This window comes from Variovorax defluvii, assembly GCF_039541515.1.
Lineage (GTDB): Bacteria > Pseudomonadota > Gammaproteobacteria > Burkholderiales > Burkholderiaceae_C > Variovorax > Variovorax defluvii.
Map to the genome: position 1 here is coordinate 489,119 of NZ_BAABGJ010000081.1, position 23,911 is coordinate 513,029.

Sequence of the window (23,911 nt, forward strand, 5' to 3'; positions counted from 1 at the left end):
ATGGGCAATACAAGCAACGAAGATGGCATCGGGTTCGAACAGCAGCCCGCCGCCGGGGTGCCCGACTGCGATGGCCCGCTGGTGGTCCAGGCGCTCTCCTCCATGCTCGAGCTCATCCGCGAGCAACTCGGCATGGACGTCTTCTTCGTCTCCGAATTCGTCGACGGCCGCCGCGTCTTCAGGCACGTGGCAAGCGCGCCGGCCATGGGCATCATCCGCGTGGGGGACTCCCACACGATGGAAGACAGCATCTGCCAGCAGGTCGTCGACGGCCGCGTGCCCAGGGCGGTGCGCGACCTGCGTGTCCTGCGCACCCGGCAGCCCCTGCCCGAAGTGACCCGGCCGATCGGCGCGCACATCAGCGTGCCGGTGGTCCTGCCGGACGGCAGCATCTACGGAACGCTGTGCGGCTTCGCGATCGAGCGCAGCGTCGAACTGTCGCAGCAGCATGTGCGCCGGCTGGAGGTCGCTGCCCAGGCGACGGCGCGGCTGCTGGCGCAGGCCGCCGGCGAACTGAACCCTTGAGGCCTTGGCCATGAGTTCCGGCATTTCCACCCCCTCCACCGCAGGGCCGGCCATCGGGCCGGCGTTCACGATCGCGTTCCAGCCCATCGTCGACCCGGTGCAGCGCGACATCTTCGCGCACGAGGCGCTGGTGCGCGGCCTGTCGGGAGAAGGCGCCTCCCAGGTGCTGTCGAGCGTGGCGCCGCAGCATCGCTTCGCCTTCCACGAGGCCTGCCGCGTGCGCGCCATCGAGATGGCCGCGCAGTTGGGCATGCGGTCCAGGCTCAGCCTGAATGTGATGCCCAACGACATCGCCGGGCAGGAGCAGTGCTTCCGCACCGCCATCGACACCGCGAAGCGCTGCAACTTTCCGGCGAACCAGCTCATGTTCGAGATCACGGAGGGCGAGCGCGTCATCAACCTGCCCGGCCTGGCGGCGTCCTTCCACGTCTTCCGGCGCTATGGCTTCACGTCCGCCATCGACGACTTCGGTGCCGCCTATGCCAACTTCGAGTTGCTCGCTGCGTTCCAGCCCGACGTGGTGAAGATCGACATGAGCCTGGTGCGCGACATCCACGTCGATCCGGTGCGGGTCGCCATCGTCAAAGGCTTCGTCACCACCTGCGACGAGCTCGACATCAAGGTGATCGCCGAGGGTGTGGAGGCGGCCGACGAGGCCCGGGTGCTGCTGGCGCTGGGCGTGGACCTGTTCCAGGGCTTCCTGTACGCGCGGCCCACCATCGGCGCCCTGCCCGTGGTGGACTGGGACGCGGCCTGATCCGGCGCGCCGGCTGCCGGCCTACGCGTTGCTCGTCGCGCGCACTTCGTCGATGGTCGTGAGGCCGGCCAGCACCTTCTCGATGCCGTCCTGCCGCAAGGTGCGCATGCCCTCGCGCAGCGCCGTTTCCTGCAGTTGCTCGGCGCGGGCGCCCTCCTGCACCAGCCGGCGCAAGCCCCTGGACACCACCATCAGCTCGTGGATGCCCACGCGCCCGCGGAAGCCGGTTTCGCCGCAATGCTTGCAGCCCTGGCCCGCGTGGAGGTGCAGCGCACCGTCGCGGCCATGCTGGCGCAGCCAGGACTGCTTCAAGGCCTCGCGCCGTTCCGGCGTGTCCTGCGTCGGCACGACGTGCATGTAGTCGGCCGCCAGCTCGTCGATCTCTTCCGGGCTGGCCGGACGGCTCTGGCTGCAATGCCGGCAGACGCGACGCACCAGCCGCTGCGCCAGCACGGCCAGCAGCGAATCCGCGAAGTTGAAGGGGTCCATGCCCATGTCGAGCAGCCGCGTCACCGTCTCGGGCGCGCTGTTCGTGTGCAGGGTGGAAAGCACGAGGTGACCGGTGAGCGAGGCCTCGATCGCCATCTTCGCGGTCTCCTCGTCGCGGATCTCGCCGACCATGATCACGTCGGGATCGGCCCGCACGAAGGCGCGCAGGGCCTTGGCGAAAGTCCAGTCGATGCGGGGATTGACCTGCACCTGCCGCAGGCCCGGCTGCGTGATCTCGATCGGGTCCTCCGCCGTCCAGATCTTGCGCTCCGGCGTGTTGATGTGCATGAGCGCCGAATGCAGCGTGGTGGTCTTGCCCGAGCCGGTGGGGCCGACGCACAGCACCATGCCATAGGGGCGATCGATCGCGTCCGTCAGGCGCTCGAGGTTGCGCTTGGACAGCCCGAGCTGTTCCAGCGGGATCGGCTTGGCCGAAGCCAGAATCCGCATTACCACGTCCTCCAGCCCGTTGCTGGTGGGGATGGTGGCCACGCGCAGCTCGATGCGGTGCTGCGGCGAGAATTTGGAGAAGTTGATCTTGCCGTCCTGGGGCTTGCGCTTCTCGCTGATGTCCAGGTCGCACATGATCTTCACCCGCGCCACGATGGCGCTGCGGTAATTGGGCGGCAGCTCCAGGTAGGTGTAGAGCCGTCCGTCGCGGCGGAAGCGGATGCGGGTCTTCTCGCGGCCGGGGTAGCTCTCGATGTGGATGTCCGACACGCCTTCGCGGTGCGCCTCGAGGATCATGCTGTTGATCATCCGCACGAGCGAGTTGTCCGACTGCTCGATCGGCGCCTCGTCCTCGGCGCTGCGGTCCTCCTTCTCCAGCGTTTGCAGCAGCTCGGTGGTGCCGGCCAGGTCGAAGTCGATGGACATCGGGTCCGACGCGGCCACGCGCTTGTCGCCCTGCGCGCCGATCTTCTCGTAGGCCTTCTGCAGCACGGCATCCAGGTCGTGGGCCTGGGTGAGCACCGGGATCACCTTCATCTGCGCGCTGAATTCGACCTCCTCCAGTGCCGGGCGGCGGCTGGCCGGGTCATCGATCGCGACGATCAGGCGCCCCTCGTGGACCATGAGCGGCATGACCTGCAGCCGCTGCGCCACGGCGTAACCGACCTTGCGCAGCGCCTCGGTCGCGGCCGGGAATTCATGCACGTCGACCAGCGGATAGCCCATCTTGCGCGCCAGCGCGGTCTGCAACTGCGCGCGGGTCACGGCGCCCATGCGGACCAGGGTCTCGCCCAGCGGCACGTCGCGGTCCTCCTGCTGCCTGGCAAGCGCCTCGCTCAGCTGCTCGTCGGTGATCATGCCCAGCGACATCAGGGCCTGCCCGATGCGCAGGATCGGCATGCGGCTCTGGGCTTCGATTTCCTTCAAGAGTTGCTCGGGCGTGACGACTTCGGCAGATGCCATTGCATCGATCTCCTGCATTGAGTGTCCGGGTCTTTGTGCGGGTCTTGTGCCCGAAAACGTGTTCGGAAATTCCGGGCCCCGGCAGCATACCCGCCAAGCCGGCGCGCGCGAGGTCGGCCGCGAGCGCATTGGCGGGCCGTCCCGCGAGCAAAGTACTTGAAAAGCTGTGAATGAATCCGGCGCGACGGGCTTGCTCGCAGCTTTCAGCTTGTCGAAGAGAGCTCAGGCGCGAAGGCGAATGTGTTGCGTCCCGCCGCCTTCGCACTGTAGAGCGCGACATCGGCGCGCGCCAGCAGGTCGCCGGGCGCCGTGCCGGCATCGACCTCGTGTGCGAACACGACGCCGATGCTGGTCGTGATGTCGAGGCTGCGGCCATCGACCCGGAAGGGCGAACCCCCGATCTGGCGGATGATCTTGCGCGCCACGGTGGCGGCCGCCTCCTGGTTGTCCAGGTCTTCCAGCACGACGACGAACTCGTCGCCCGCCAGGCGCGCCACGGTGTCGGTGCTGCGAACGCTGGAACGCAACCGCCTCGCATATTCGGCCAGCACCCCGTCCCCGCACGCATGGCCCAGGGTGTCGTTGATCGACTTGAAGTGGTCGACGTCGAGGAACATGAGCGCCATGCCGCCGCCCGCGCGCGCCGCATGCTTGATGGCGGCCGGCAGGTGCTCGTTGAAGGCCAGCCGGTTCGGCAGCCCGGTGAGCGTGTCGACGCGCGCCAGCTCCATCAGCTTGCGCTCCACCGCCTTGAGGGCGGTGACGTCGAAGCTCAGCGAGAAGATGCCGTGCGTCGCCCCGTCCGCCCCGATGTGCGGCACGTAGATGACGCGGGTCACCCGGTCGAAATCGCCCTTGCGCGTCTGCGCCTCGAATTCCACCCGCTCGCCCGCCAGCGCCCGGTCCACCAGCTCCTTGCGCGCGAGGTACAGTTCCTCGCCCGCGACCTCGCGGATGTGCTTGCCCAGCAACTGCGCGGGGTCCAGCCCCAGCCACTCGCGGTAGGTGCCGTTGGCGAAGGTGATCTTCTCTTCGCTGTCGATGTAGGTGATCAGGGCCGGGATGTTGTCGGTGATGGCGCGCAGGCGCATCTCGCTGTCGGCCAGGCGCAGCTCCGTCTCCTTCAGCGCCGTGACGTTGAAGGCCATCAGGTAGAAGCCCAGCACCTCACCCTGCAGGTTGCGGTCGGGCGTCATGTGCACCTGGAAGTGCCCGGTCCGGTCGTACAGCGGCGCTTCCACCTGGAAGCGCGCCGTTTCGCCGGCCAGTACCTGGGCGACGTAAGGCGCCTGCTGCGCATACACCGCGTCGCCCATGGCCGAGGACAACGTCACGCCGTCGAGCGGCCCGTCGCCCAGGCCGGCCATCTGCCGGCCGCGGCTGTTGGCATAGTGGCAGCGCAGCTCGCGGTCGAAGTAGCCCACCAGGGCCGGGATGTTGTCGGTGACGTCGCGCAGCCGCTTCTCCTGCTCGGCCAACGCATTGCGCACCCTCACCTCGTCGGTGATGTCGAAGGTCATCGCGAAGACGCCCTGGACCATGCCCACGTCGTCGGTGTCGGGGATGTAGTGGGCCTTGTAGGTGCGGTCGCCCACGCCCAGCGCCGGGTCGCCGCGCTTTTCCACGATCACCGTCTCCCCGGCCAGGGCGCGCCGGTAGTAGGGCTCGACCAATCCGAAATCCCCGTTGCCGCGCATCTCGGCGATCGACTTCCCCACCAGGGCGTCGTCGTTGTGCAGGGCGCGGACCTTCGCGTTCACGAAGGTGTAGCGCAGCGACGCATCCACGTGCGAGACCCGCGCCGGGATGCTGTCCGCGATGAGGCGGATCTGCGCCTCGCTGTGCGCCAGGCTGAGCTCGATGCGCTTGCGCTCGGTGACGTCGGAAGTCATCGCGTAGTAGCCGCGCACGGCGCCCGCCGCATCGCGGTCGGGGATCAGATCGGTCTGGAAGAAGCGCGGCGCCTCTCCCTGGCGCACCGAGCCCCGGCGCTCGAAGGTCACGTGATCGCCGGCCATCACGCGCTGGAGGTAGCGCTCGGGGATGGCGTAGTTGCCGCTGCCTGGCTGGCCCTGCGCGGAGGCGCCGACGAGGTCTGCCCGGCTGCGGCCCAGGCGCTCGGCCAGCCTGGCGTTGACGAAGGTGTAGCGGCCCTGGGCGTCCGCATGCGACACCATGACCGGGATGTTGTCGGTGACGTCGCGCAGAAATTTTTCGCCCGCCCACTGCTCGCGCATCAGCTGGTCGAAGGTGTAGGCGAGATCGCCGATCTCGTCGTCCCTGTAGCTCGGCGCCATGACGGGCTCCACGGTCGCGGCGTCGGTCCGCGCCGCGAGCATGCGCTCGTGCAGCGCCGTCAGCGGTGCGAGCTGGCGCCGCACCACCACCGACGCGATCGCGCCCGCCGCCAGCGCCAGGGCCAGGGCGCCGCCCCAGGCCAGGTACTCGATGGACTCGATCCGCGCGAAGGCCTCTTTGCGCGGATACATCGAGCCCAGCACCCAGGAGGTCTGGCGCAGCGGGTGGAAGGCATAGAGCCCGAGGGTGCCTTCGGCGCTGCGGCCTTCGGTCGCCCCCTGGAAGCCGGCGCTCGCCCGCTCGATCTCCACGTCGTCGGCCCCTGCGCCGGCGCGGCTCAGGATGCGTTCGTTGCGCGGGTGGTCGACCACCACGCCGTCGCGCGTCACGATGAAGAGGTAGCCCGAGTTCCCGAATCGGACCTGGGCGAGCTCGCCCAGGATGTTGCGCTCCTTCAGGTTGATCGAGCCCACGACCACATAGCGCAACTGCCCGGCGGCGTCCTTCACCGGTGCCGTGATCGCCACCTGCGCCAGTCCCGTCAGCCGGCTGCGATACGGTTCCGAGATCGTGCCGGTGCCGGAGGCCAGGGTGTCCTGGAAGTAGCGGCGATCCTTCACGTTCACGCGGCCGACCTGCTCCATGCCGGCAAGATGGGCAACCATATCGCCCTCCCGGTCGATCAGCGCGACGTTGTCGAAAGCATCCCTGAGCGACGGATGCCGTTCGAGGAAGTCCTGCATCGGAAGTTCGCTCGCCGGGTCCCGCGTCTGCACGCTCTCGGCGAAGCCGGCCAGCAGGGTCCGCCGGCTCGCGAATTTCTGGTCGATCGCATTGGCGACCAGGCTGACGTGGCCGAGCTGCTCGCTGGTGATCGCCTGCTGCAGGCTGGTCTTCACCAGGTGCAGCGCAATCGTGGCAATCGCGATGGTGGTCGCCAGGACCACGGCCGCCACGCCGAGCGCCAGGCGGGTGTTCAGGCCGATTCGCCTCTTGCTCAAACCGGGTGAATTCATCGACGGTGGTGCGGCGCGCCGGAGCGATTGTTCATGGGCACGGATCCGCGCCGGTCAACGCGCGCATCCGCCGGCGGCATCGTAGCGCAGCCCGCTCCTCCATCGGCCCCGGGCGGGCCCGGGGGTTGTCCCTCAGCTGGCCAGTTGGGGGTTGCGCCGCGCTTCGCCCAGCCGCGCCTGGCGCAGGGTCTCGGCGCACTGGGAGCTGCGACGCGCCTCGGGCCGGGCGCACAGATTGTTCATGCACACGGCACGCGAGAAGAAGTTGCGCCCCTCGCAGCGGGCCAGCAGGCCGGCGGCCAGGCTGCGCACGGGTCGGGCTGGCGCCGGCGTCGCCTTGCGCGACGACTGGGGATCTGCCCGCTCACCTGGGTCCGTCCGCTCGCGCGCGGTCAACGTGACCGCCGGCTCGCGCGGCACCTCCAAGGACGGTGCAGGGTGGCCGGCAACTGCGGCATGCTCCTCGGCAGCGGCCAGAGCGATCCCCTCCGGCGCCACGTGGCCCGCGACCGCCTGCACCACCACCTGCTGCGGCGAGTGCGACGATGCCATGCCCGGGTCCAGCGGCCGCGGCCCGTGCACCTGCAGCGCCGCCACCGCCGTCACCGTGCCCCACAGCACCACGAGGGCGACCAGGGTCAGGCGGCTGCGCCGCTCATCACGATCGCCGTCGTCGCCAGCCGCGACCGCCGGCATGACAGGCGCGCCCGCTTCCACAGCCGCGAAGTAGGCCGGCAACTTGCCGTCACAGCCCTTGCAGAAAAAGGCCTGGTGCGGGTTGATGGTCCGGCACGCTTCGCAGACCTCGGCCTCGGCCGGCCGGCCGCGCAGGCGCGCGAGGTCGAACACGTTTCCGAAAGCCACCGCGGCCGGCTTCTGTCGCTCGGCCATCACGATCATGGCCGCAGCCATCATTGCCCCCCGCCCCCGTGCGCGACGCGCGGCGCCGCGGCCTCGCCCGCGCGGCGGCGCAACCGCTGCTCCGCCACCGCGAGGCGCGCAAAGAGTTCCAGGCTCTCGTCGGACGGATCGGCGCCGCCGCCCAGGTGGGCGCGGAAGGCGCGAACGACCTGGGCCTGCGCGGCTTCGCGCAGGTGGGTGGCAGTCAACGCGGCGCATGCGGCCGTGGCGTGGACGGGGGAGGGAACGTTCATCGTGGGCTCCTGCGAAGCCGGCAGGGGGGGCTGGACCGCAAAGCCAGGCCCGAATGCCATTGCCGCCGGCGAAAAGCCCGTTTTCTCGGTCGATGGCGGGGGCCCTTGTCGGACAAGGCCTGATGCGGCCGTCGTGCCCAGTTCATCTGTCTCCTGCACGCCACAGGCCCTGGGCGGCGAAGAGGGCCGGCGGCACGTGCGTCAATGCGGCTCGCGGGGCTGCACGAAGGGCATCGCGAATTCGCGGCCGATCATGCCGCGCGCGAAAAGGTAATTGTTGCGGGCCTTCTCGCTCATCGCGTCGAGGTTGACCATGCCCGTGCTGTCGCAGGGGAAGGCCATGGCACGGCCCTGGTGGAACAAGGATTGAAAGCGGATTTCGAATGCCTCCGCGTTCTGCATCGTGGAACTGTGTGACATGGTCGTCTCCTGCAAAAGAGCAAGGAATGAATGCCTTGATCAAACGCGCCGGCACGTGAATCCTGCTTGACCGGTTGCCTTGCATCAACCGTGCCCGGGCTTGCCTTGATTAACGTGCCAAACCGCCTCGCGTTGAGGGGCATTACGCATCGGCACCACGCCTGCTTGCGCACAACGCCACGAATTGCGAGATTCCCGCGAGACTTAGTTCATTCCGGGGGGCATCACGAGGCCACATCGAGCCGCGTCCGAGGCACAGCCACGGGCCGACAGGCGATGCAAAGGCTTTTCAGTGCTGCGGCAGAGACAGGGTCGCCTCCACCTCCACGAGCGCCTCGTAGCCCATGACAACGCGGCGCGTGCCCGGGTCGACGGCGACCACGCCGCTCATGAAGACGACGTCCCCCACGCGCCTGGCGGCTGCGGAGTTGGCCATCGGGGCGCCCATGTTCATTCGGTCTTCGCCAGGATGCGGCCGGCACGCACGACCGTGCGTCGGCGGCCGCGCGCGTCCAGCAATTCGTATGGGTCGCGTGCGGCCAGCAGCACCAGGTCGGCCGGACACCCGGGCGCGATGCGGCCGTCCCATTCCAGCCCCAGGGCGCGCGCGGGGTTGAGGGTGATGGTGTCCAGCCAGTCGTCGGCCGGTGCCAGGTGGGCCATCTGCACGCCCAGGCCGAAGGTCTCGACCAGGTCGTAGCCGCCGTAGGGATAGAAGCTGTCCTGCACGTTGTCGGTGGCCAGGCTGGGGCGCACGCCGGCGGCCGCCGCCTCGCGGATGCGGGTGATGCCCCGCTGCACCGGCGTGCGGTCCCAGGCGCCCTGCAGGTACAGGTTGGTGGTGGGCAGCGCCACCAGGTGCAGGCGGGCCTGCGCGCACAGGGCCAGCGTGTCCCGGGCGAAGGCATCCTCCTGGACGGCCAGCGAACAGGCATGGCCGCAGACCACGCGGCCGTGAAGGCCACGCGCGATGGTCAACTGGGCGATGCTGCGCAGCCCGGTGGCGTCGGCATCCAGGCCTTCGTCCACGTGGAAGTCGATCGACAACCCGTGCGCCTGCGCCAGGTCGAACACGCGGCCCAGCTTGTGGACGATGCCTTCATTGCGATAGACGAAGGCGCCCAGCACGCCGCCGGCGCGCTTCACGGTCTGCGCGATACGCTCGCCCGCCGCCGCGTCGGCATAGGCGTCGAGCGGGACCAGCGAGGCGAACTGCAGCGCCACGCGGCCATGCCAGCGAGCGCGCAGTTCCTCGAAGACGGCGAGCGACGCCGGCGCGTCCGTGCCGATCCAGTCCAGGTGCGTGCGCACGGCGCGCGTGCCGGCCTGCCAGGCTTCGGCGAGGGCGCGTTCCATTCGCGCGCGCAGCCCGTCGGCCGTCCAGCCGGCGCGGTGCACAGCGATGCGCTGGATGGCGGCGAAAAGATTGCCCTCGGCCGGACCCACTTCCCGCACGGTGTAGTTCTTGTCCAGGTGGACGTGCGCGTCGACCGTCGCGCTCAGCAGCGTGCCGCGGGCGGGATGGCGGCTGGGCTCCACGGCCACCACCTGCGCGCCCTCGATCTGCAGGTCGAACACCTCCGCCCCACCGCCGTCGAAGCCGTGCAGCCGCGGCGGGATTCGCAGCGCCTCCAGCCTCATGCTTCAGGCACCGCGCGCAGCCAGCCCAGCCCGTCGGAGGTGCCGCCCGCCACGGTACCGCGCGCCGGCCGGTACTCGCAACCGACCCAGCCCTGCCAGCCGCACTGCGCGGCCACCTCGTCGATCACGCGGAACAGGTAGGGATGGTTCAGCTCGCCGACGTCGGGCTCGTGGCGCTCCGGCACGCCCGCGATCTGGAAATGGCCGACGCGGCCGGTGGGCAGGTACTTGCGGATCTTCATCGCCACGTCGCCCTCGACGATCTGGCAGTGGTACAGGTCCATCTGCACCTTGAGATGGGGCGCACCCACCGCTTCCACGATCTCGTGCGCGTGGTCCTGCCGGTTGAGGAAGAAGCGCGGGATGTCGCGCGTGTTGATGGGCTCGATCAGCAGCTCGCGCCCCACCTTGGCGGCCTCGCCCGCGGCCCAGCGCAGGTTCTCGACGTAGGTGGGCTGCACCGTCTCGCGTTCCACACCGGGCGGCACCAGCCCGGCCATCAGGTGCACGCGGGGGCAGTCCAGCGCTTGCGCGTAGTCCAGTGCCTTCAGCACGCCTTCGCGGAACTCGGCCTCGCGGCCCGGCAGGCAGGCCAGGCCGCGCTCCCCGCCCTCCCAGTCGCCGGGTGGGCCGTTGAACAGCACCTGCTGCAGGCCGTTGGCCGAGAGGCGGGCCTTCAGCTCGCGCCGTTCGTAGGGGTAGGGGAAGAGGTACTCGACCGCTTGGAAGCCATCCTTGGCGGCGGCCTCGAAGCGGTCGAGGAAATCGAGCTCGGGATAGAGCATCGAGAGGTTGGCGGCGAATCGGGGCATGAGGGTGCTCTCACCAGCGGGCGCCGAAGGTCCGGCGCAGTTCGTCGATCTGGGCCGGGCCCAGGGCTTCGGGCGCAGGCACGTGCCCCGCGCTCATGTGGAAAAGCCTGGCGGTCTCTTCCAGTTCCTCCAGCACGGCCATGGCCGCGGCCGGCGTGTCGTGCCAGACATTGGGGCCGAGCCGCTCCAGCATCGCGGCGCGGATCGGGGTGCCGCGCTCGCCATAGCGGCGGATGGCCTGCGCCACCGCCTCGGCCGCCTCGGGCGCGCCGGGGCGGTGGTAGGGGATGCGCGGCACGTGGCCGACCTTCATCACGAAATAGGGCGTCAGCGCGGGCAGCAGCTCTTCGGACGGGGCCCTCAGCGTGAGCGCCACGCAGTGCGTGCTGTGGGTGTGGATCACGCAGCGGGTGCCGGCGTCGAAGGCCGTCGCGGCGGCGTAGATGCGGGCGTGCAGGGCGATGGTCTTGCTGGCGCGGTCGCCGCCGGTCTGCTGGAGCTGCCCGTCGAGCCGCGCGAGCCGGGCGGGATCGAGGAAGCCCAGGCAGGCATCGGTCGGCGTGATCAGGAAGCCGTCGTCCAGCCGCATGCTGATGTTGCCCGCGGTGGCGTGCACGTAGCCGCGCTCGAAAAGGCTGCGGCCGACGCGGCAGATCTCTTCGCGCGCGTCGTTCTCGGTCATTCCAGGAATGTAAAGGCTTTGGTGAAGAAATCGTCGCCGCCGAAGTTGCCGGATTTCAGCGTGATGTGCAGCCCCGCGCCGCCCGCCGCCTCGGCCTGGGCATGGCACCACGGCACGCCGGGATCGATCTGCGCGCCGATCTGCATCTGCGCGATGCCCAGTGCCTGCACGCAGGCGCCCGAGGTCTCGCCGCCCGCCACCACCAGCCGGCGCACGCCGCGCTCGACCAGGCCGCGCGCGATCGCGGCGATCGTGCGCTCGACCATCGCGCCGGCCTCCTCGACGCCGAGCTGCCCTTGCACCGACTTCACCGCGTCCGACCCGGCCGTCGAGTAGACCAGCACCGGCCCATCCTTCAGCAGCGGCTCGGCCCAGGCCAGCGCCTCGGCCGCCACGTCCACGCCCCCTGCGATGCGCAGCGGGTCGATGGCCAGCGCCGGCCGGCCCGCGGCGATGAAGGCCTGCACCTGCCGGTTGGTGGCCAGCGAGCAGCTGCCCGAGACCACCGCGCCCAGCCCGCCCGAAGCCGGCAGCGCGGCGGCGCTCGCCGAGGGCGCGATGCCGAAGTTGGCCGGCAGCCCGATCGCCACGCCCGAGCCCGCCGTGACCAGCGGCATGCCGGCCAGCGCCGGGCCCAGGCGCAGCAGGTCCTCGTTCGAGACCGCATCCACGATCGCAATGCCCACGCCCTCGGCCCGCAGCGCGGCAATGCACTCGAGGATCGCCGCCGCCCCGCGCGCGACCACCCTGTGGTCGATCAGCCCCACCCGGCGCTTCGTCTGCGCCTGCAGGACACGCACCAGGTTCGGGTCGGTCATCGGCGTGAGGGGGTGCTTCTCCATGCCGCTCTCGTTGAGCAGCACATCGCCGGCGAAGAGATAGCCTTTGAACACGGTGCGCTTGTTGTCGGGGAAGGCGGGCGTGGCGATGGTGAAGTCGCAGCCCAGCGCGTCCATCAGCGCTTCGGTCACCGGCCCGATGTTGCCCGCCGGCGTGCTGTCGAAGGTGGAGCAGTACTTGAAGTAGATCTGCCGTGCCCCCTGTGCCCGCAGCCAGGCCAGCGCCTCGAGCGATTGCGCCACCGCGTCGGCGGGCGCGATGGTGCGCGACTTGAGCGCCACCACCACCGCATCGACCTCGGCCGCAAGCGGCTGCGCCGGCACGCCGATGGTCTGCACCACGCGCATGCCGGCGCGCACGAGGTTGTTGGCGAGGTCGGTCGCACCGGTGAAATCGTCGGCGATGCAGCCCAGCAGCAGGGTCATGGCTTCTTCTCGTCGGAAGTGGCGGAAGGCAGTTCGATGCCGGGGAAGATCTTGATCACGGCACTGTCGTCCTCGCGCGCGAAGCCGGCGGCCGAGGCCTGCATGAACATCTGGTGCGCGGTGGAGGCCAGCGGCAGCGGAAACTTGGTGGCACGCGCGGTGTCGAGCACCAGCCCCAGGTCTTTGACGAAGATGTCCACCGCCGACAGCGGCGTGTAGTCGCCCGCCAGCACGTGGGCCATGCGGTTCTCGAACATCCAGCTGTTGCCCGCGCTGTGGGTGATGACCTCGTACAGCGCCTCGGGCGACACGCCCTCGCGCAGCCCCAGTGCCATGGCCTCGGCGGCGGCCGCGATGTGCACGCCGGCCAGAAGCTGGTTGATGATCTTGACCTTGCTGCCTGCCCCGGCCCGGTCGCCCAGGCGGTAGACCTTGCCGGCCATGGCTTCCAGCACGGCGCCGGCCTTGTCGTAGGCTTCGGGGCGGGCGGCGGTCATCATGGTCATCTGGCCGCTGGCGGCCTTGCCCGCGCCGCCCGAAATGGGCGCGTCGATGTAGTGGAGGCCGAGGGCCGCCAGCCGCCCTTCGAGCGCGATCGACCAGTTCGGGTCCACCGTGGAACACATCACGAACACGCTGCCGGGCTTCATGGCAGCGGCCGCGCCCTGATCGCCGAACAGCACGTCCTCGGTCTGCAGCGCATTGACGACCACCGAGACCAGGACCTCGCAGGCCGCCGCAACCTGCGCGGGACTGTCGCAGGCGACGCCGCCCTGTTCCGCGAAGGCCGCCGCAACGCCGGGCCGCGCATCGCAGACGTGCAGTTCGTAGCCGCGGTGGCGCAAGGTGGCCGCGATACCGGCGCCCATGGCGCCGAGGCCGATCAGGCCGACGGGTGATGTCATCGGTTTCTCACTTCAGTTGGCGAAGTCCTCGATTGTGTGGCACGGCTCTGCATGGGGTGCACACGAATTGACCCTGCGTCCGGCCGCGTGCTAAGAATCGTCCCGGCGCGTCAACCGAGCGAGGAAAGACCATGGACGACCACGCGGACAAGTGCGAAGACTCCCAGCAGGACTGCCGGCGCTACGACCCGCGCGGCTACCGGCAGACGACCTGGACGCGCCACGTGCTGACGGCCGTGATCGCGATCATCGCGCTGGGCGCCGCGGCGGCCTCGATCCCCTACTGGGACGGGCCCACATTCCCGGTGACCAGCCTGGTCATCTACGTCGCGGGCATGGTGTTCGTTGCCATGCCGCTGTGCCTGCTCTACGAGGCGCTGCTCAAATCACACCACGCGCACGTGGAGCGCGCCAAGCTGCTCACGGGCTAGCTAGCCTGTCCCGGTGGCTGCGCATGGCCGATGCCACGATCGGCATCAGGTCGCCAGCACCGCCCGCATCGAGCTCGCCGATCAGTTGGCGCCGCATGCTGGGCGCCCAGAAAGACTTGAGGTGCCCCGCAATCGCCTGCCGCGCGGCCACCGAATCGTCGGGCGTCTGAGCCTGGAAAAAGCTGCCGATCTGGTTGGCCATCTTGACCAATTGGACGGTCGGGTCGTGCATGTTCGGCTTTCAGTTCCGGAGCCGCTCGGGACGGCAGTAGACCACCAGGTCGTCCTTGCGCGCGAAGCCCACCAGCGTGAGCCGCGCGCGCTCGGCGGTCGCGACCGCGAAGGAGGTGGGCGCCGAGACGGCCGCGAGGAGGGGCACGCCGGCCATCGCCGTCTTCTGCACCATCTCGAAGCTCGCGCGGCTGGTGACCGCGATGAAGCCGCCCGCCGCCTCGACCTCGGCGGAGGCCAGCGCGCCCACCAGCTTGTCGAGCGCGTTGTGGCGGCCGACGTCCTCGCGCAGCAGCACCACCTCGCCCTGCGCCGAGCACCAGGCGGCGGCATGCACCGCACCCGTGGCCTGCTGCAGGGTCTGCTGCGCCTGCAGCCGCGCCATGGCCTTCGCGATCGCGCGGCGGTCGATCGGCGCGCCGTCGTCCAGCACTGGCAGCGCGCGCGACACATGGGCCAGGCTCTCGGTGCCGCACAGTCCGCAGCCGGTGCGCCCGGCCATCGAGCGGCGCTTCTGCTTGAGGCGCGCGAAGGCGGCGCCGGCCACCTCCAGGCGGACGGTGATGCCTTGCTCCGAAGGCTCGGCCTCCACCCCGTAGAGTTCGTGCGCCCCGTCGAGGATGCCCTCGGTGAGCGAGAAGCCGAGCGCGAAATCCTCCAGGTCCATCGGCGTCGCCAGCATCACCGCGTGCGAGATGCCGTTGAACTCCAGCGCCACGGGCACCTCCTGCGCGACCCAGTCCTGCACGGCGAAGGCCAGTCCGCCGCGCACGCCGCGCACCGGCAGCAGCAGGGCGCCCTCGCAGGCGGGCGCATCGGCGAAGGTGACGGCGCAGGGCGAGGCGGCGGCGATGCTCATCGGGTTCCTCTTCGAGCTTACTTGGCAGGCACCGTCCCGGCGCCCTGCGTCAGCAGTTCCTGCTGCCGGCGGTTGAAGCGGCTGTACTCCTGCTGCCAGGCGGAGGGCTGCATCACCGGCAGGACCTGCACCGCCGTGACCTTGTACTCGGGGCAGTTGGTGGCCCAGTCCGAGTTGTCGGTGGTGATGACATTGGCGCCCGACTCCGGGAAATGGAAGGTGGTGTAGACCACGCCCGGCTGCATGCGCCCGGACACGGTGGCGCGCAGTACCGTCTCGCCGGCACGGCTCTGGATGCCGACCCAGTCGTCGTCCCGGATGCCGCGCTCCTCGGCGTCGTGCGGATGGATTTCCAGCCGGTCCTCGCTGTGCCACTGGTTGTTCTCGGTGCGGCGGGTCTGCGCGCCCACGTTGTACTGCGACAGGATGCGGCCGGTGGTCAGCAGCAGCGGGAACTTGCGCGTCACCTTCTCGTCGGTGGCGACGTACTGCGTGACGACGAAGCGGCCCTTGCCGCGCACGAAGCGGTCGATGTGCATGGTGGGCGTGCCCTCGGGCGCGTCCTCGTTGCAGGGCCACTGGATGCTGCCGAGCTCGTCCAGCCGCTTGTAGCTCACGCCGTGGAAGGTGGGCGTCAGCGCCGCGATCTCGTCCATGATCTCCTCGGGGCTCGCGTAGTCCATCGGATAGCCGAGGGCCTGCGCCAGCTTCACCGTCACTTCCCAGTCGGCATAGCCGGCCTTGGGCGGCATGAGCTTGCGCACGCGCGAGATGCGGCGCTCGGCGTTGGTGAAGGTCCCGTCCTTTTCCATGAAGGAGGAGCCGGGCAGGAACACGTGCGCGTACTTGGCGGTCTCGTTGAGGAACAGGTCCTGCACCACCACGCATTCCATCGCCATCATGGCCGCGGCCACGTGCTGCGTGTTCGGGTCCGACTGCACGATGTCCTCGCCCTCGCAGTACAAACCCTTGAAGCTGCCGCCGATCGCGGCATCGAACATGTTCGGAATGCGCAGTCCCGGCTCGGGGTCGATGCGCACGCCCCAGGCGGCCTCGAAGGAAGCGCGCGCGATGCTGTCCGACACGTGCCGGTAGCCCGGCAACTCGTGCGGGAAGGAGCCCATGTCGCAGGAGCCCTGCACGTTGTTCTGGCCTCGCAGCGGATTGACGCCCACACCCTCGCGACCGACGTTGCCGGTGGCCATGGCGAGGTTGGCGATGCCCATCACCATGGTCGAGCCCTGGCTGTGCTCGGTGACCCCCAGGCCGTAGTAGATGGCGCCGTTGCCGGCGGTGGCATAGAGGCGCGCTGCGGCGCGCAGCTCGGCGGCCGGCACGCCCGTCGCCTCTTCGGTAGCCTCCGGCGAGTTCTCGGCCTTCGAGACGAAGGCGTGCCACTCCGCGAATGAGGCGGGCTCGCAGCGCTCGGTCACGTAGTCCTGCGCGATCAGCCCCTCGGTGGCGATCACGTGCGCCATGGCGGTGATCACCGCCACGTTGGTGCCGGGCTTGAGCTGCAGGTGGTGGGCGGCCCGGATGTGCGGCGACTTCACCATGTCGATGCGGCGCGGGTCGACCACGATGAGCTTCGCTCCCTCGCGCAGGCGCTTCTTCATGCGCGAGGCAAAGACCGGGTGGCCGTCGGTCGGGTTGGCGCCGATCACCATGATCACGTCGGCCTGCTCCACCGACTTGAAGGTCTGCGTGCCGGCCGATTCGCCCAGCGTCTGCTTCAGCCCGTAGCCGGTGGGCGAATGGCACACGCGGGCGCAGGTATCGACGTTGTTGTTGCCGAAGCCGGCGCGCACCAGCTTCTGCACCAGGTAGGTCTCCTCGTTGGTGCAGCGCGAGGAGGTGATGCCGCCGATCGCCTCGCGGCCGTACTTGGCCTGCAGGCGCTTGAACTCGCTCGCCGCGTAGTGGATGGCCTCGTCCCAGCTCACCTCCTGCCACGGGTCGGTGATTTTCTTGCGGATCATCGGCTTGAGCATGCGGTCCTGGTGCGTGGCATAGCCCCAGGCGAAGCGGCCCTTCACGCAGGAATGGCCCTCGTTGGCCTTGCCTTCCTTCCACGGAACCATGCGCACCACCTCGTTGCCCTTCATCTCGGCCTTGAAGGCGCAGCCCACGCCGCAGTAGGCGCAGGTGGTGATCACGCTGTGCTCGGGCTGGCCCAGCCAGATCACCGACTTTTCCTGCAGCGTGGCGGTGGGGCAGGCCTCGACGCAGGCGCCGCAGCTCACGCACTCGGAGGCCATGAATGGCTGGTCCTGCCCCGGCGAGACGCGCGATTCGAAGCCGCGGCCGCTGATCGTCAATGCAAATGTGCCCTGCGTCTCCTCGCACGCGCGCACGCAGCGGTTGCAAACGATGCACTTGGACGGGTCGTAGCTGAAGTACGGGTTGGACTCGTCCTTCCTGCTGTTCAAGTGGTTGGCACCCTCGAAGCCGTAGCGCACGTTGCGCAGCCCGGTCACGCCCGCCATGTCCTGCAGCTCGCAGTTGCCGTTGGCCGAGCAGGTGAGGCAGTCCAGCGGATGGTCGGAGATGTAGAGCTCCATCACGCCTTTGCGCAGCTCCTGCAGCCTCGGCGTCTGCGTTCTGACCTTCATGCCGGGCTCGGCCGGCGTGGTGCAGGACGCCGGGAAGCCCCGGCGGCCTTCGATCTCGACCAGGCACAGGCGGCAGGAGCCGAAGGGCTCCAGGCTGTCGGTGGCGCACAGCTTGGGCACGCGGATGCCGGCATCCACGGCCGCGCGCATCAGCGAAGTGCCCGCGGGCACGGTGACCTGCTGGCCGTCGATCTCCAGCGTGACCTCGCGCTCGGACTCGCGCTTGGGCGTGCCCCGGTCGGCTTCTTTCAGGTGGTCAAGCATGGTGCATTCCTTGCAACCGCCAAGGGGCGGGCGTGACGAAGTGGGCAAGCAACGGGGATGAGCGTCATTTCAAGCGGCCTGGCGATCGGGCACGACGAGGCCGAAGTCCTCGGGGAAATGATCCAGCGCGGACAGCACGGGGAACGGCGTCATCCCGCCCATCGCGCACAGCGAGCCGTGGACCATCGTGTCGCACAGGTCGCGCAACAGCATCACCTGCTGCGGCCGGTTCCGGTCGGCGCGGATCCTGTCGATCACCTCCACGCCGCGGGTCGAGCCGATGCGGCAGGGCGTGCACTTGCCGCAGGACTCGATGGCGCAGAACTCCATCGCGTAGCGCGCCAGCTTCGAGAGGTCGGCCGTGTCGTCGTGCACCACGATGCCGCCGTGGCCGACGGTGCCGCCGACCGCGGCATAGGCCTCGTAGTCCAGGGGCAGGTCCCACTTCGATTCCGGCAGGTACGCACCCAGCGGCCCGCCCACCTGCACCGCCTTGATCGGACGCCCCGAGGCCGAGCCGCCGCCATAGTCGTAGAGCAGTTCGCGCAGCGTGACCCCGAAGGCCTTCTCCACCAGCCCGCCATGCTTGATGTTGCCGGCCAACTGCATCGGCAGCGTGCCGCGCGAGCGGCCCACGCCGTAGTCGCGGTAGAAGGCCGCGCCGCGGGACAGGATCAGCGGCACGCTGGCCAGCGTGATCACGTTGTTGATCAAGGTCGGCTGGCCGAACAGACCCGCGATGGCCGGCAGCGGCGGCTTGGCGCGCACCACCCCGCGCCTGCCCTCGATGCTTTCGAGCAGCGCCGTCTCCTCGCCGCACACGTACGAGCCGGCGCCCTTGCGCACTTCCAGGCGGAAGGCGCGGCCCGAAGCGAGGATGTCTTCGCCCAGGTAGCCCGCTGCCTCGGACCGGGCGATCGCTTCGTTCATCGCGGCGATCGCATGCGGGTACTCCGAGCGTACGTAGACGTAGCCCTGCGTCGCGCCGGTGGCGATTCCGGCAATGGTCATGCCCTCGATCAGCATGAAGGGGTCGCCCTCCATGGTCATGCGGTCCGAGAAGGTGCCGGAGTCGCCCTCGTCGGCATTGCAGACCACGTACTTCTGCGGCGCCTCGGTGCCCAGCACGGTCTGCCACTTGATGCCCGCCGGAAAGGCCGCGCCGCCGCGGCCACGCAGACCCGAGTCCAGCAACTCCTGCACCACCTCGGCCGGCGCCATCGACAGCGCGCGCCGCAGGCCGGCATAGCCCTCGTGGGCCTCGTAGTCGGCGATCGACAGGGGATCGGTGATGCCCATTCGGGCGAAGGTCAGGCGCTCCTGCTTCTTCAGGTACGGGATCTCCTCGGTCGGCCCGAGGTGCAGCGCGTGCGGCGCGCCCTGCAGGAAGCCGACGTCGAAGAGGGCGGGCACGTCCGCCGCCGCGACCGGCCCGTAGGCGATGCGCCCGGCGGGCGTCGCCACCTCGACCAGCGGCTCCAGCCAGAACAGGCCGCGCGAACCGTTGCGCACGATGCGCACATCGAGGCCGCGCGCCGAGGCTTCGGCGGCGATGCGGCGCGCCACACGCTCCGCGCCGGCCGCGAGCGCCGCGCTATCGCGCGGCACGTAGACGGTGATGCTCATGGCGCGCCCTCCTCTTCCTGCGCGACGTCCGGCGCGACGAGTGCATCGAATACCTTCGGCGTCACGCGCGCGTGCACCTCGTCGTCGATCGCCATCGCGGGCGACGAGGCGCACAGGCCCAGGCAGAAGACGGGCTCGAGCGTGAAGGCCCCATCCGCCGTCGTGCCGTGCACGCCACATCCGAGTCGCAGTTCGGCATGCGCCAGCAATGCATCGGCACCCATGGACTGACAGGCCTCGGCGCGGCAGATCCGGATCACGCGGCGCCCCGCGGGCTCGGCGCGGAAGTGGTGGTAATAGGTGATGACGCCATGCACCTCCGCGCGCGACAGGTTCAGTGCACCGGCGATCTCCGGCACCGCGTCGGCGGGGATGTGGCCCAGCGTGTCCTGCAGATCGTGCAGGATCGGCAGCAGCGCGCCGGGCTGGTCCATGCGACGCGCCAATACGGCTTGCACGGTGGCGGCGAAAGAGTGTGTTTCCATGGCGTTCATCGTCGGCGCACCCAGGGTGCGGGGCCAGTGTCGGCAAGGCCGCAAGAGCAGTCCAATTTATTCGGGGAATCGGGCGATTCGGGACGGCTATGGGCATGCGCCCGGGCCGCTTCGGCAGCCATCGGTCCCGGGGTGGTGGCGTGAGGGTTCATGACAGGCGCACTGTCGAGGAACTCGGCCCCGATGGCACTTGACGCCGGTCAAGTTTGTGAAAAGCCGATTCGCGCTAGATCTGCGGAACTTGCGGCCGCAACCCATCGACGTGCGCTCGAAGCGTTGGACGATGTAGGGATGCTCTGCGCGCTGCGGGCCCCTCGATGGCTGCCAGGCTAGGCGTGCCGGCTGCCCTCGATATGCCTGCGCCGCATCGGCCGCAGCACGAACCACGCCATCAGCGCCGCCACCGCGTTCACCGCGCTCGCGGCGATGAACACGGCCTGCCAGCTCCCCGTCGCGGCGGCCAGCACGCTGGACAGCGGCACCAGCAGCGAGGCCGTGCCCTTGGCGGTGTAGAGCATGCCTGCATTGGAGGCGGCGTACTTGCCGCCGAAGGTGTCGGCGCAGGTGGAAGGGAAAAGGCTGTAGATCTCACCCCAGGCAAAGAACACCAGGCCGGTCAGCACGACGAAGAGGATCGGGTTGTGGCCGTAGTGGTAGAGCGCCAGGATGCCGACCGACTCCAGCGCGAAGGCGATGAACATGGTCTGCTCGCGTCCGATCCTGTCGGAGACCCAGCCGAAGAAGGGCCGCGTCAATCCGTTGAGCACGCGGTCGATGGCCAGCGCGAAGGTCAGTGCAGGCAGCACCAGGCCCATGATGTTGACCGGCACGTCGATGATCTTGAAGTCCTTGGCGATCGGCGCGAGCTGGGCGGTGGCCATCAGGCCGCCGGCGGCCACCATCACGAACATCGCGTACATCACCCAGAAGACCGGCGAGCGCAGCACCTCGGAGGGCGCATAGTCGCGCCGCGTCTGCTGCACGTTGCGGCTGTCCGAGGCCTTGGCATGCTCGGGCGGCCGGGTCAGCACCCAGCCCAGCAGGAAGACGATCAGGCCCTGGCCGATGCCGAAGTAAAGGAAGGCTGTTTCGTAGCCGTGCGATTGGATCATCGACGAGATCGGGATGATGGTGAGGGCCGAGCCCGCGCCGAAGCCGGCCGCGGTCATGCCCGCCGCGAGACCGCGCCGATCCGGAAACCACTTGAGCGCATTGCCCACGCAGGTGCCGTACACCGCGCCGGCGCCGATGCCGCCGATCGCCGCGGCGATGTACAGCGCGGGCAGCGAAGAGGCGACGGAGTTCAGCACCCATCCGATGCCGCACAGCACGCCGCCCACCAGCACCACCGGCCGCGGGCCGAAGCGGTCGACCAGGTAGCCTTCGATGGGCACCAGCCAGGTCTCGGTGAGCACGAAGATGGTGAACGCGACCTGGATCGCGGCGCGGCTCCAGCCATGCTTGTCGGCGATCGGGTTGACGAAGAGCGTCCAGCCGTACTGCAGGTTGGCGATCATCGCCATGCAAACGATGCCGATCAGCAGCTGGCCCCATCGGTAGGTCTGCGATCGGTGGGCGGCGGCGGCGCGGAGGTCGGTGGGCGTTGCGATCGCGGGATGGGAAGCAGCAGCGATCGAGATCGTGGGCCGGTTCATGAAGTCTCCTGTGTTGTCGTGGAGCGCGGCGACTGTGAGCCGCCGGCCGATGTGGAGCAATCAGGAGCGACTGTCGGACGCGGCCTCGCAAACGCTCTTGACCGCAATCAAGTTCCGACGAATCGCGGCGTGCGCTCGGGTAATCCCTGTGCGTCGGGTTGCGGCACACTGCGGGCTGTGGCTGCCACTTCTTCTGCCGGTGACGACGGCGTACGGCGTCTCGACGAACCCCTGCTGCGATCGCTCTACGCGCTGTTGACCGAGGCCAGCGTGTCGAAGGCGGCCGGCAAGCTCGGCATCGCGCAGTCGGCCATGAGCCGCCACCTGCGGGTGCTGCGCCAGCTGACTGGCGACGACTTGCTGGTGCGCGCAGGCAACCGCATGGTGCTGACCGAACGCGCCCAGGCCCTGGCCGCGCCCACCCGGCGCATCCTGGCCGACATGTCGCTGCTGACCTCCCAGGCCATGCCCACCTCGCCGCGCGAGCTGCGGTTGAGCTTTCGCGTCGCCACCTACGACTTTCTGCCCAAGCGCTTCTTTGCCGACCTGGTCGAGCGCGTCAACCGCCAGGCGCCCGAGTGCGATCTGGTGGTGCGCGGCCTGGGCTCGCATTTCGAGCACTACCGCCAGCTGGCCGATGGCGAGGTGGACATGGTGATCACCGTGTGGCCGGAGCTGCCCGCGCACTTGCGCGCGAGCGGCCTGCTGAGCGAGAAGCTGGTATGCCTGATGCGGCGCGGCCATCCGCTGGCCGGCGGCGACATGACGCTGGAAGACTTCCGGCGCGCCCGGCACTTCACCTCGCTGGAGCACGTGCCTGGGCAGGGCAGCGTCATCGACAACCAGCTGGCCGAGGTGGGGGTGCCGATACACACGGCGGTGCGCACCCAGTTCCTCAGCCTGGCGCCGGCCGTGCTCGCTGCCACCGACCTGGTCTTCACCACCGGGCGCCTGCTGGCCGAGGACTTCGCGCGCGAATACGACCTGGCCATCGTCCCCTTTCCGGCGCGCATCGCGCCGATGCGCTACCGGCTGGTGTGGCACGAGCGAACGCACAAGAATCAGGCCATGCGCTGGCTGCGCGAGGAGATCGTGGCCGCGGCCCGCGCGCTGGCGCAGCGTCCGCCGGATTGACCAGCCCAGCCCCGTCCGGGGGCGCCCGGGGCATAACAGCGCTGTCATGAGCGCCAGCACACCCGAGCGCTGGCCCGCCACGCCGCCGGCCGATAAGGTTCGGCCCATGACCTCCACTTCCGCCGCTCCCACTGCATCGACGCGCACCGTGTCCGCCTCCATCGTGCGGCGGCTGCCCAAGGTGGACCTGCACATGCACCTGGCCGGAACGCTGCGCCCGGCCACGCTGGCCGAGTTCGCCCGGCGCCATGGGCTGCAGTTGCCGCGAACGGTCGAACGGCTCTACAGCTATCGCGACTTCTACGATTTCATCGACGTGCTGCGCCTGGGAGCGCAGGCGGTGTGCAGCGCCGCCGAGTTCGAGCGCGTGGCCTACGAGGCAGTCGAGGACGCCGCCCGCAGCGGCGCGCGGCACGTGGAGATGTCCTTCAACCCGCAGTACTACCTGCCGACCGGCGTGCCCTACCGGGTCCAGCTGGAAGGGCTGACAGCCGGCGTGCGGGCGGCGCAGCGCGACTTCGGCTGCTCGGCCCTGCTCATCGCGGCGCTGGACCGCGGTCTGCCGATGGACAGCGCCGAGCAAGCCATGGACGACATCGTCGGCCAGCGCCACGAACTGGTGGTGGGCGTGGGTCTGGACGGGCCCGAGCGCGACGGCCCGCCGGAGAAGATGGCGCCCCTGTTCCAGTGTGCCGGCCGGGCCGGCCTGAAGCGCACGGCGCATGTCTGCGAGGACAACCAATCCCTGCAGGAGGCGCCTCCATCCAACGTGGACGACTGCATCGACCTGATGGGTTGCGACCGCCTGGACCATGGCTACAACCTGCTGGCCGACCCAGAAGGCGTGCGCCGTGCGCGCGAGCGCGGCGTGTACTTCTGCGCTTGCGGCATCACCAGCGTGACGCGCAACCGCGAACGGCGCCTCCGCAGCCTGAAGGCCATGGCCGAAGCAGGCCTGCCGCTCACGCTCAACACCGATGACCCGGCCATGTTCCACACCGATCTCAGCCACACCTATGCCACGGTGTTGGAAGGCTGCGGCTGGGGCTGGGAGGAGGCGCGCGCCTTCAGCCTGGCGGGCGTCGAGGCCTGCTGGCTGGACGGGACCGCCAAGCGCGAGCTGCGCGAGTGCTTCGAGCGGGAGCTGGCGGGGCTGGAACACGAATTGCGCAGCCCGGCCGTGCACGAAGACGCTCCGTGAAGCGCACCCGGGCGCTCCGCGCTTCGA

General features: G+C 69.5%; 22 protein-coding genes. 5 read left to right on the forward strand and 17 right to left on the reverse strand.

Annotated elements, in window-relative coordinates; translation table 11 throughout:
• Positions 1-525, forward strand: a complete 525-nt coding sequence (locus tag ABEA07_RS27825) for a GAF domain-containing protein (protein WP_345541980.1) — start codon at positions 1-3, stop codon at positions 523-525.
• A gap of 10 nt (positions 526-535) precedes the next feature.
• Positions 536-1,282, forward strand: a complete 747-nt coding sequence (locus ABEA07_RS27830) for an EAL domain-containing protein (RefSeq protein ID WP_345541981.1) — start codon at positions 536-538, stop codon at positions 1,280-1,282.
• Positions 1,283-1,303: 21 nt separating this feature from the next.
• Here the strand turns inward: ABEA07_RS27830 and ABEA07_RS27835 are convergent, their stop codons facing one another.
• The 11 genes from ABEA07_RS27835 to ltnD form a co-directional block, all read right to left on the reverse strand.
• Entirely contained in the window at positions 1,304-3,184 is a 1,881-nt protein-coding gene (locus ABEA07_RS27835; RefSeq protein ID WP_345541982.1) for a GspE/PulE family protein, read from the reverse strand.
• A 203-nt stretch (positions 3,185-3,387) separates the two neighbouring features.
• Positions 3,388-6,483 carry a sensor domain-containing diguanylate cyclase gene (locus ABEA07_RS27840; protein ID WP_345541984.1) on the reverse strand — a complete coding sequence of 1,032 codons (3,096 nt, stop codon included), beginning with the start codon at positions 6,481-6,483 and terminating at the stop codon, positions 3,388-3,390.
• 147 nt (positions 6,484-6,630) lie between these two features.
• Positions 6,631-7,413: a hypothetical protein gene (locus tag ABEA07_RS27845; RefSeq protein WP_345541985.1), complete on the reverse strand. Its 783-nt coding sequence runs from the start codon at positions 7,411-7,413 to the stop codon at positions 6,631-6,633.
• Positions 7,410-7,652, reverse strand: a complete 243-nt coding sequence (locus tag ABEA07_RS27850; RefSeq protein ID WP_345541986.1) for a hypothetical protein — start codon at positions 7,650-7,652, stop codon at positions 7,410-7,412. Before ABEA07_RS27850 ends, ABEA07_RS27845 begins: the two co-directional genes overlap by 4 nt.
• A 201-nt stretch (positions 7,653-7,853) precedes the next feature.
• The gene (locus ABEA07_RS27855; RefSeq protein ID WP_345541987.1) at positions 7,854-8,072 is read right to left on the reverse strand and encodes a hypothetical protein; all 219 of its coding nucleotides are present in this window, start codon (positions 8,070-8,072) and stop codon (positions 7,854-7,856) included.
• Positions 8,073-8,361: 289 nt separating this feature from the next.
• Positions 8,362-8,526, reverse strand: a complete 165-nt coding sequence (locus tag ABEA07_RS27860) for a hypothetical protein (protein ID WP_425584178.1) — start codon at positions 8,524-8,526, stop codon at positions 8,362-8,364.
• Positions 8,523-9,713 (reverse strand): amidohydrolase family protein, encoded by a 1,191-nt coding sequence (locus ABEA07_RS27865; RefSeq protein ID WP_345541989.1) that lies wholly within the window; start codon positions 9,711-9,713, stop codon positions 8,523-8,525. The genes ABEA07_RS27860 and ABEA07_RS27865 overlap by 4 nt, the downstream gene beginning before the upstream one ends.
• Entirely contained in the window at positions 9,710-10,525 is an 816-nt protein-coding gene (otnI, locus tag ABEA07_RS27870) for a 2-oxo-tetronate isomerase (RefSeq protein WP_345541990.1), read from the reverse strand. The genes ABEA07_RS27865 and otnI overlap by 4 nt, the downstream gene beginning before the upstream one ends.
• A 10-nt stretch (positions 10,526-10,535) precedes the next feature.
• A complete protein-coding gene (locus ABEA07_RS27875) occupies positions 10,536-11,207 on the reverse strand; it encodes a class II aldolase/adducin family protein (protein WP_345541991.1) in 672 nt (223 codons plus the stop codon).
• Positions 11,204-12,472, reverse strand: a complete 1,269-nt coding sequence (gene otnK, locus ABEA07_RS27880) for a 3-oxo-tetronate kinase (protein WP_345541993.1) — start codon at positions 12,470-12,472, stop codon at positions 11,204-11,206. The genes ABEA07_RS27875 and otnK overlap by 4 nt, the downstream gene beginning before the upstream one ends.
• On the reverse strand, positions 12,469-13,377 hold the full coding sequence (ltnD, locus tag ABEA07_RS27885) for an L-threonate dehydrogenase (protein ID WP_345541994.1): 909 nt from the start codon (positions 13,375-13,377) through the stop codon (positions 12,469-12,471). Before ltnD ends, otnK begins: the two co-directional genes overlap by 4 nt.
• 131 nt (positions 13,378-13,508) lie before the next feature.
• Between ltnD and ABEA07_RS27890 the strand changes: the two genes are divergently transcribed.
• Positions 13,509-13,808, forward strand: coding sequence for a hypothetical protein (locus ABEA07_RS27890; RefSeq protein ID WP_345541996.1), 300 nt, complete (start codon positions 13,509-13,511; stop codon positions 13,806-13,808).
• Here ABEA07_RS27890 and ABEA07_RS27895 read toward each other — a convergent pair.
• The 6 genes from ABEA07_RS27895 to oxlT all read right to left on the reverse strand — a co-directional run bounded on the left by ABEA07_RS27895 (position 13,798) and on the right by oxlT (position 21,549).
• The gene (locus tag ABEA07_RS27895; RefSeq protein ID WP_345541998.1) at positions 13,798-14,040 is read right to left on the reverse strand and encodes a formate dehydrogenase subunit delta; all 243 of its coding nucleotides are present in this window, start codon (positions 14,038-14,040) and stop codon (positions 13,798-13,800) included. The two genes, ABEA07_RS27890 and ABEA07_RS27895, sit on opposite strands and share 11 nt — an antisense overlap.
• Positions 14,041-14,049: 9 nt before the next feature.
• Entirely contained in the window at positions 14,050-14,898 is an 849-nt protein-coding gene (fdhD, locus tag ABEA07_RS27900; RefSeq protein ID WP_345541999.1) for a formate dehydrogenase accessory sulfurtransferase FdhD, read from the reverse strand.
• Between the two features lie 17 nt (positions 14,899-14,915).
• Complete coding sequence (fdhF, locus tag ABEA07_RS27905; protein WP_345542000.1) at positions 14,916-17,774, reverse strand: formate dehydrogenase subunit alpha; 2,859 nt, start codon at positions 17,772-17,774, stop codon at positions 14,916-14,918.
• 69 nt (positions 17,775-17,843) lie between these two features.
• On the reverse strand, positions 17,844-19,400 hold the full coding sequence (locus tag ABEA07_RS27910) for a formate dehydrogenase beta subunit (protein ID WP_345542002.1): 1,557 nt from the start codon (positions 19,398-19,400) through the stop codon (positions 17,844-17,846).
• Complete coding sequence (locus ABEA07_RS27915; RefSeq protein ID WP_345542003.1) at positions 19,397-19,885, reverse strand: formate dehydrogenase subunit gamma; 489 nt, start codon at positions 19,883-19,885, stop codon at positions 19,397-19,399. The genes ABEA07_RS27910 and ABEA07_RS27915 overlap by 4 nt, the downstream gene beginning before the upstream one ends.
• Before the next feature lie 338 nt (positions 19,886-20,223).
• Positions 20,224-21,549: an oxalate/formate MFS antiporter gene (gene oxlT, locus ABEA07_RS27920; RefSeq protein WP_345542004.1), complete on the reverse strand. Its 1,326-nt coding sequence runs from the start codon at positions 21,547-21,549 to the stop codon at positions 20,224-20,226.
• Positions 21,550-21,726: 177 nt separating this feature from the next.
• On the opposite strand from oxlT, the gene ABEA07_RS27925 reads away from it, so the two are divergent.
• Positions 21,727-22,683 carry a LysR family transcriptional regulator gene (locus ABEA07_RS27925; RefSeq protein ID WP_345542005.1) on the forward strand — a complete coding sequence of 319 codons (957 nt, stop codon included), beginning with the start codon at positions 21,727-21,729 and terminating at the stop codon, positions 22,681-22,683.
• 106 nt (positions 22,684-22,789) lie between these two features.
• Positions 22,790-23,884 (forward strand): adenosine deaminase, encoded by a 1,095-nt coding sequence (gene add / locus ABEA07_RS27930; protein ID WP_345542007.1) that lies wholly within the window; start codon positions 22,790-22,792, stop codon positions 23,882-23,884.
• Positions 23,885-23,911: the final 27 nt, after the last annotated feature.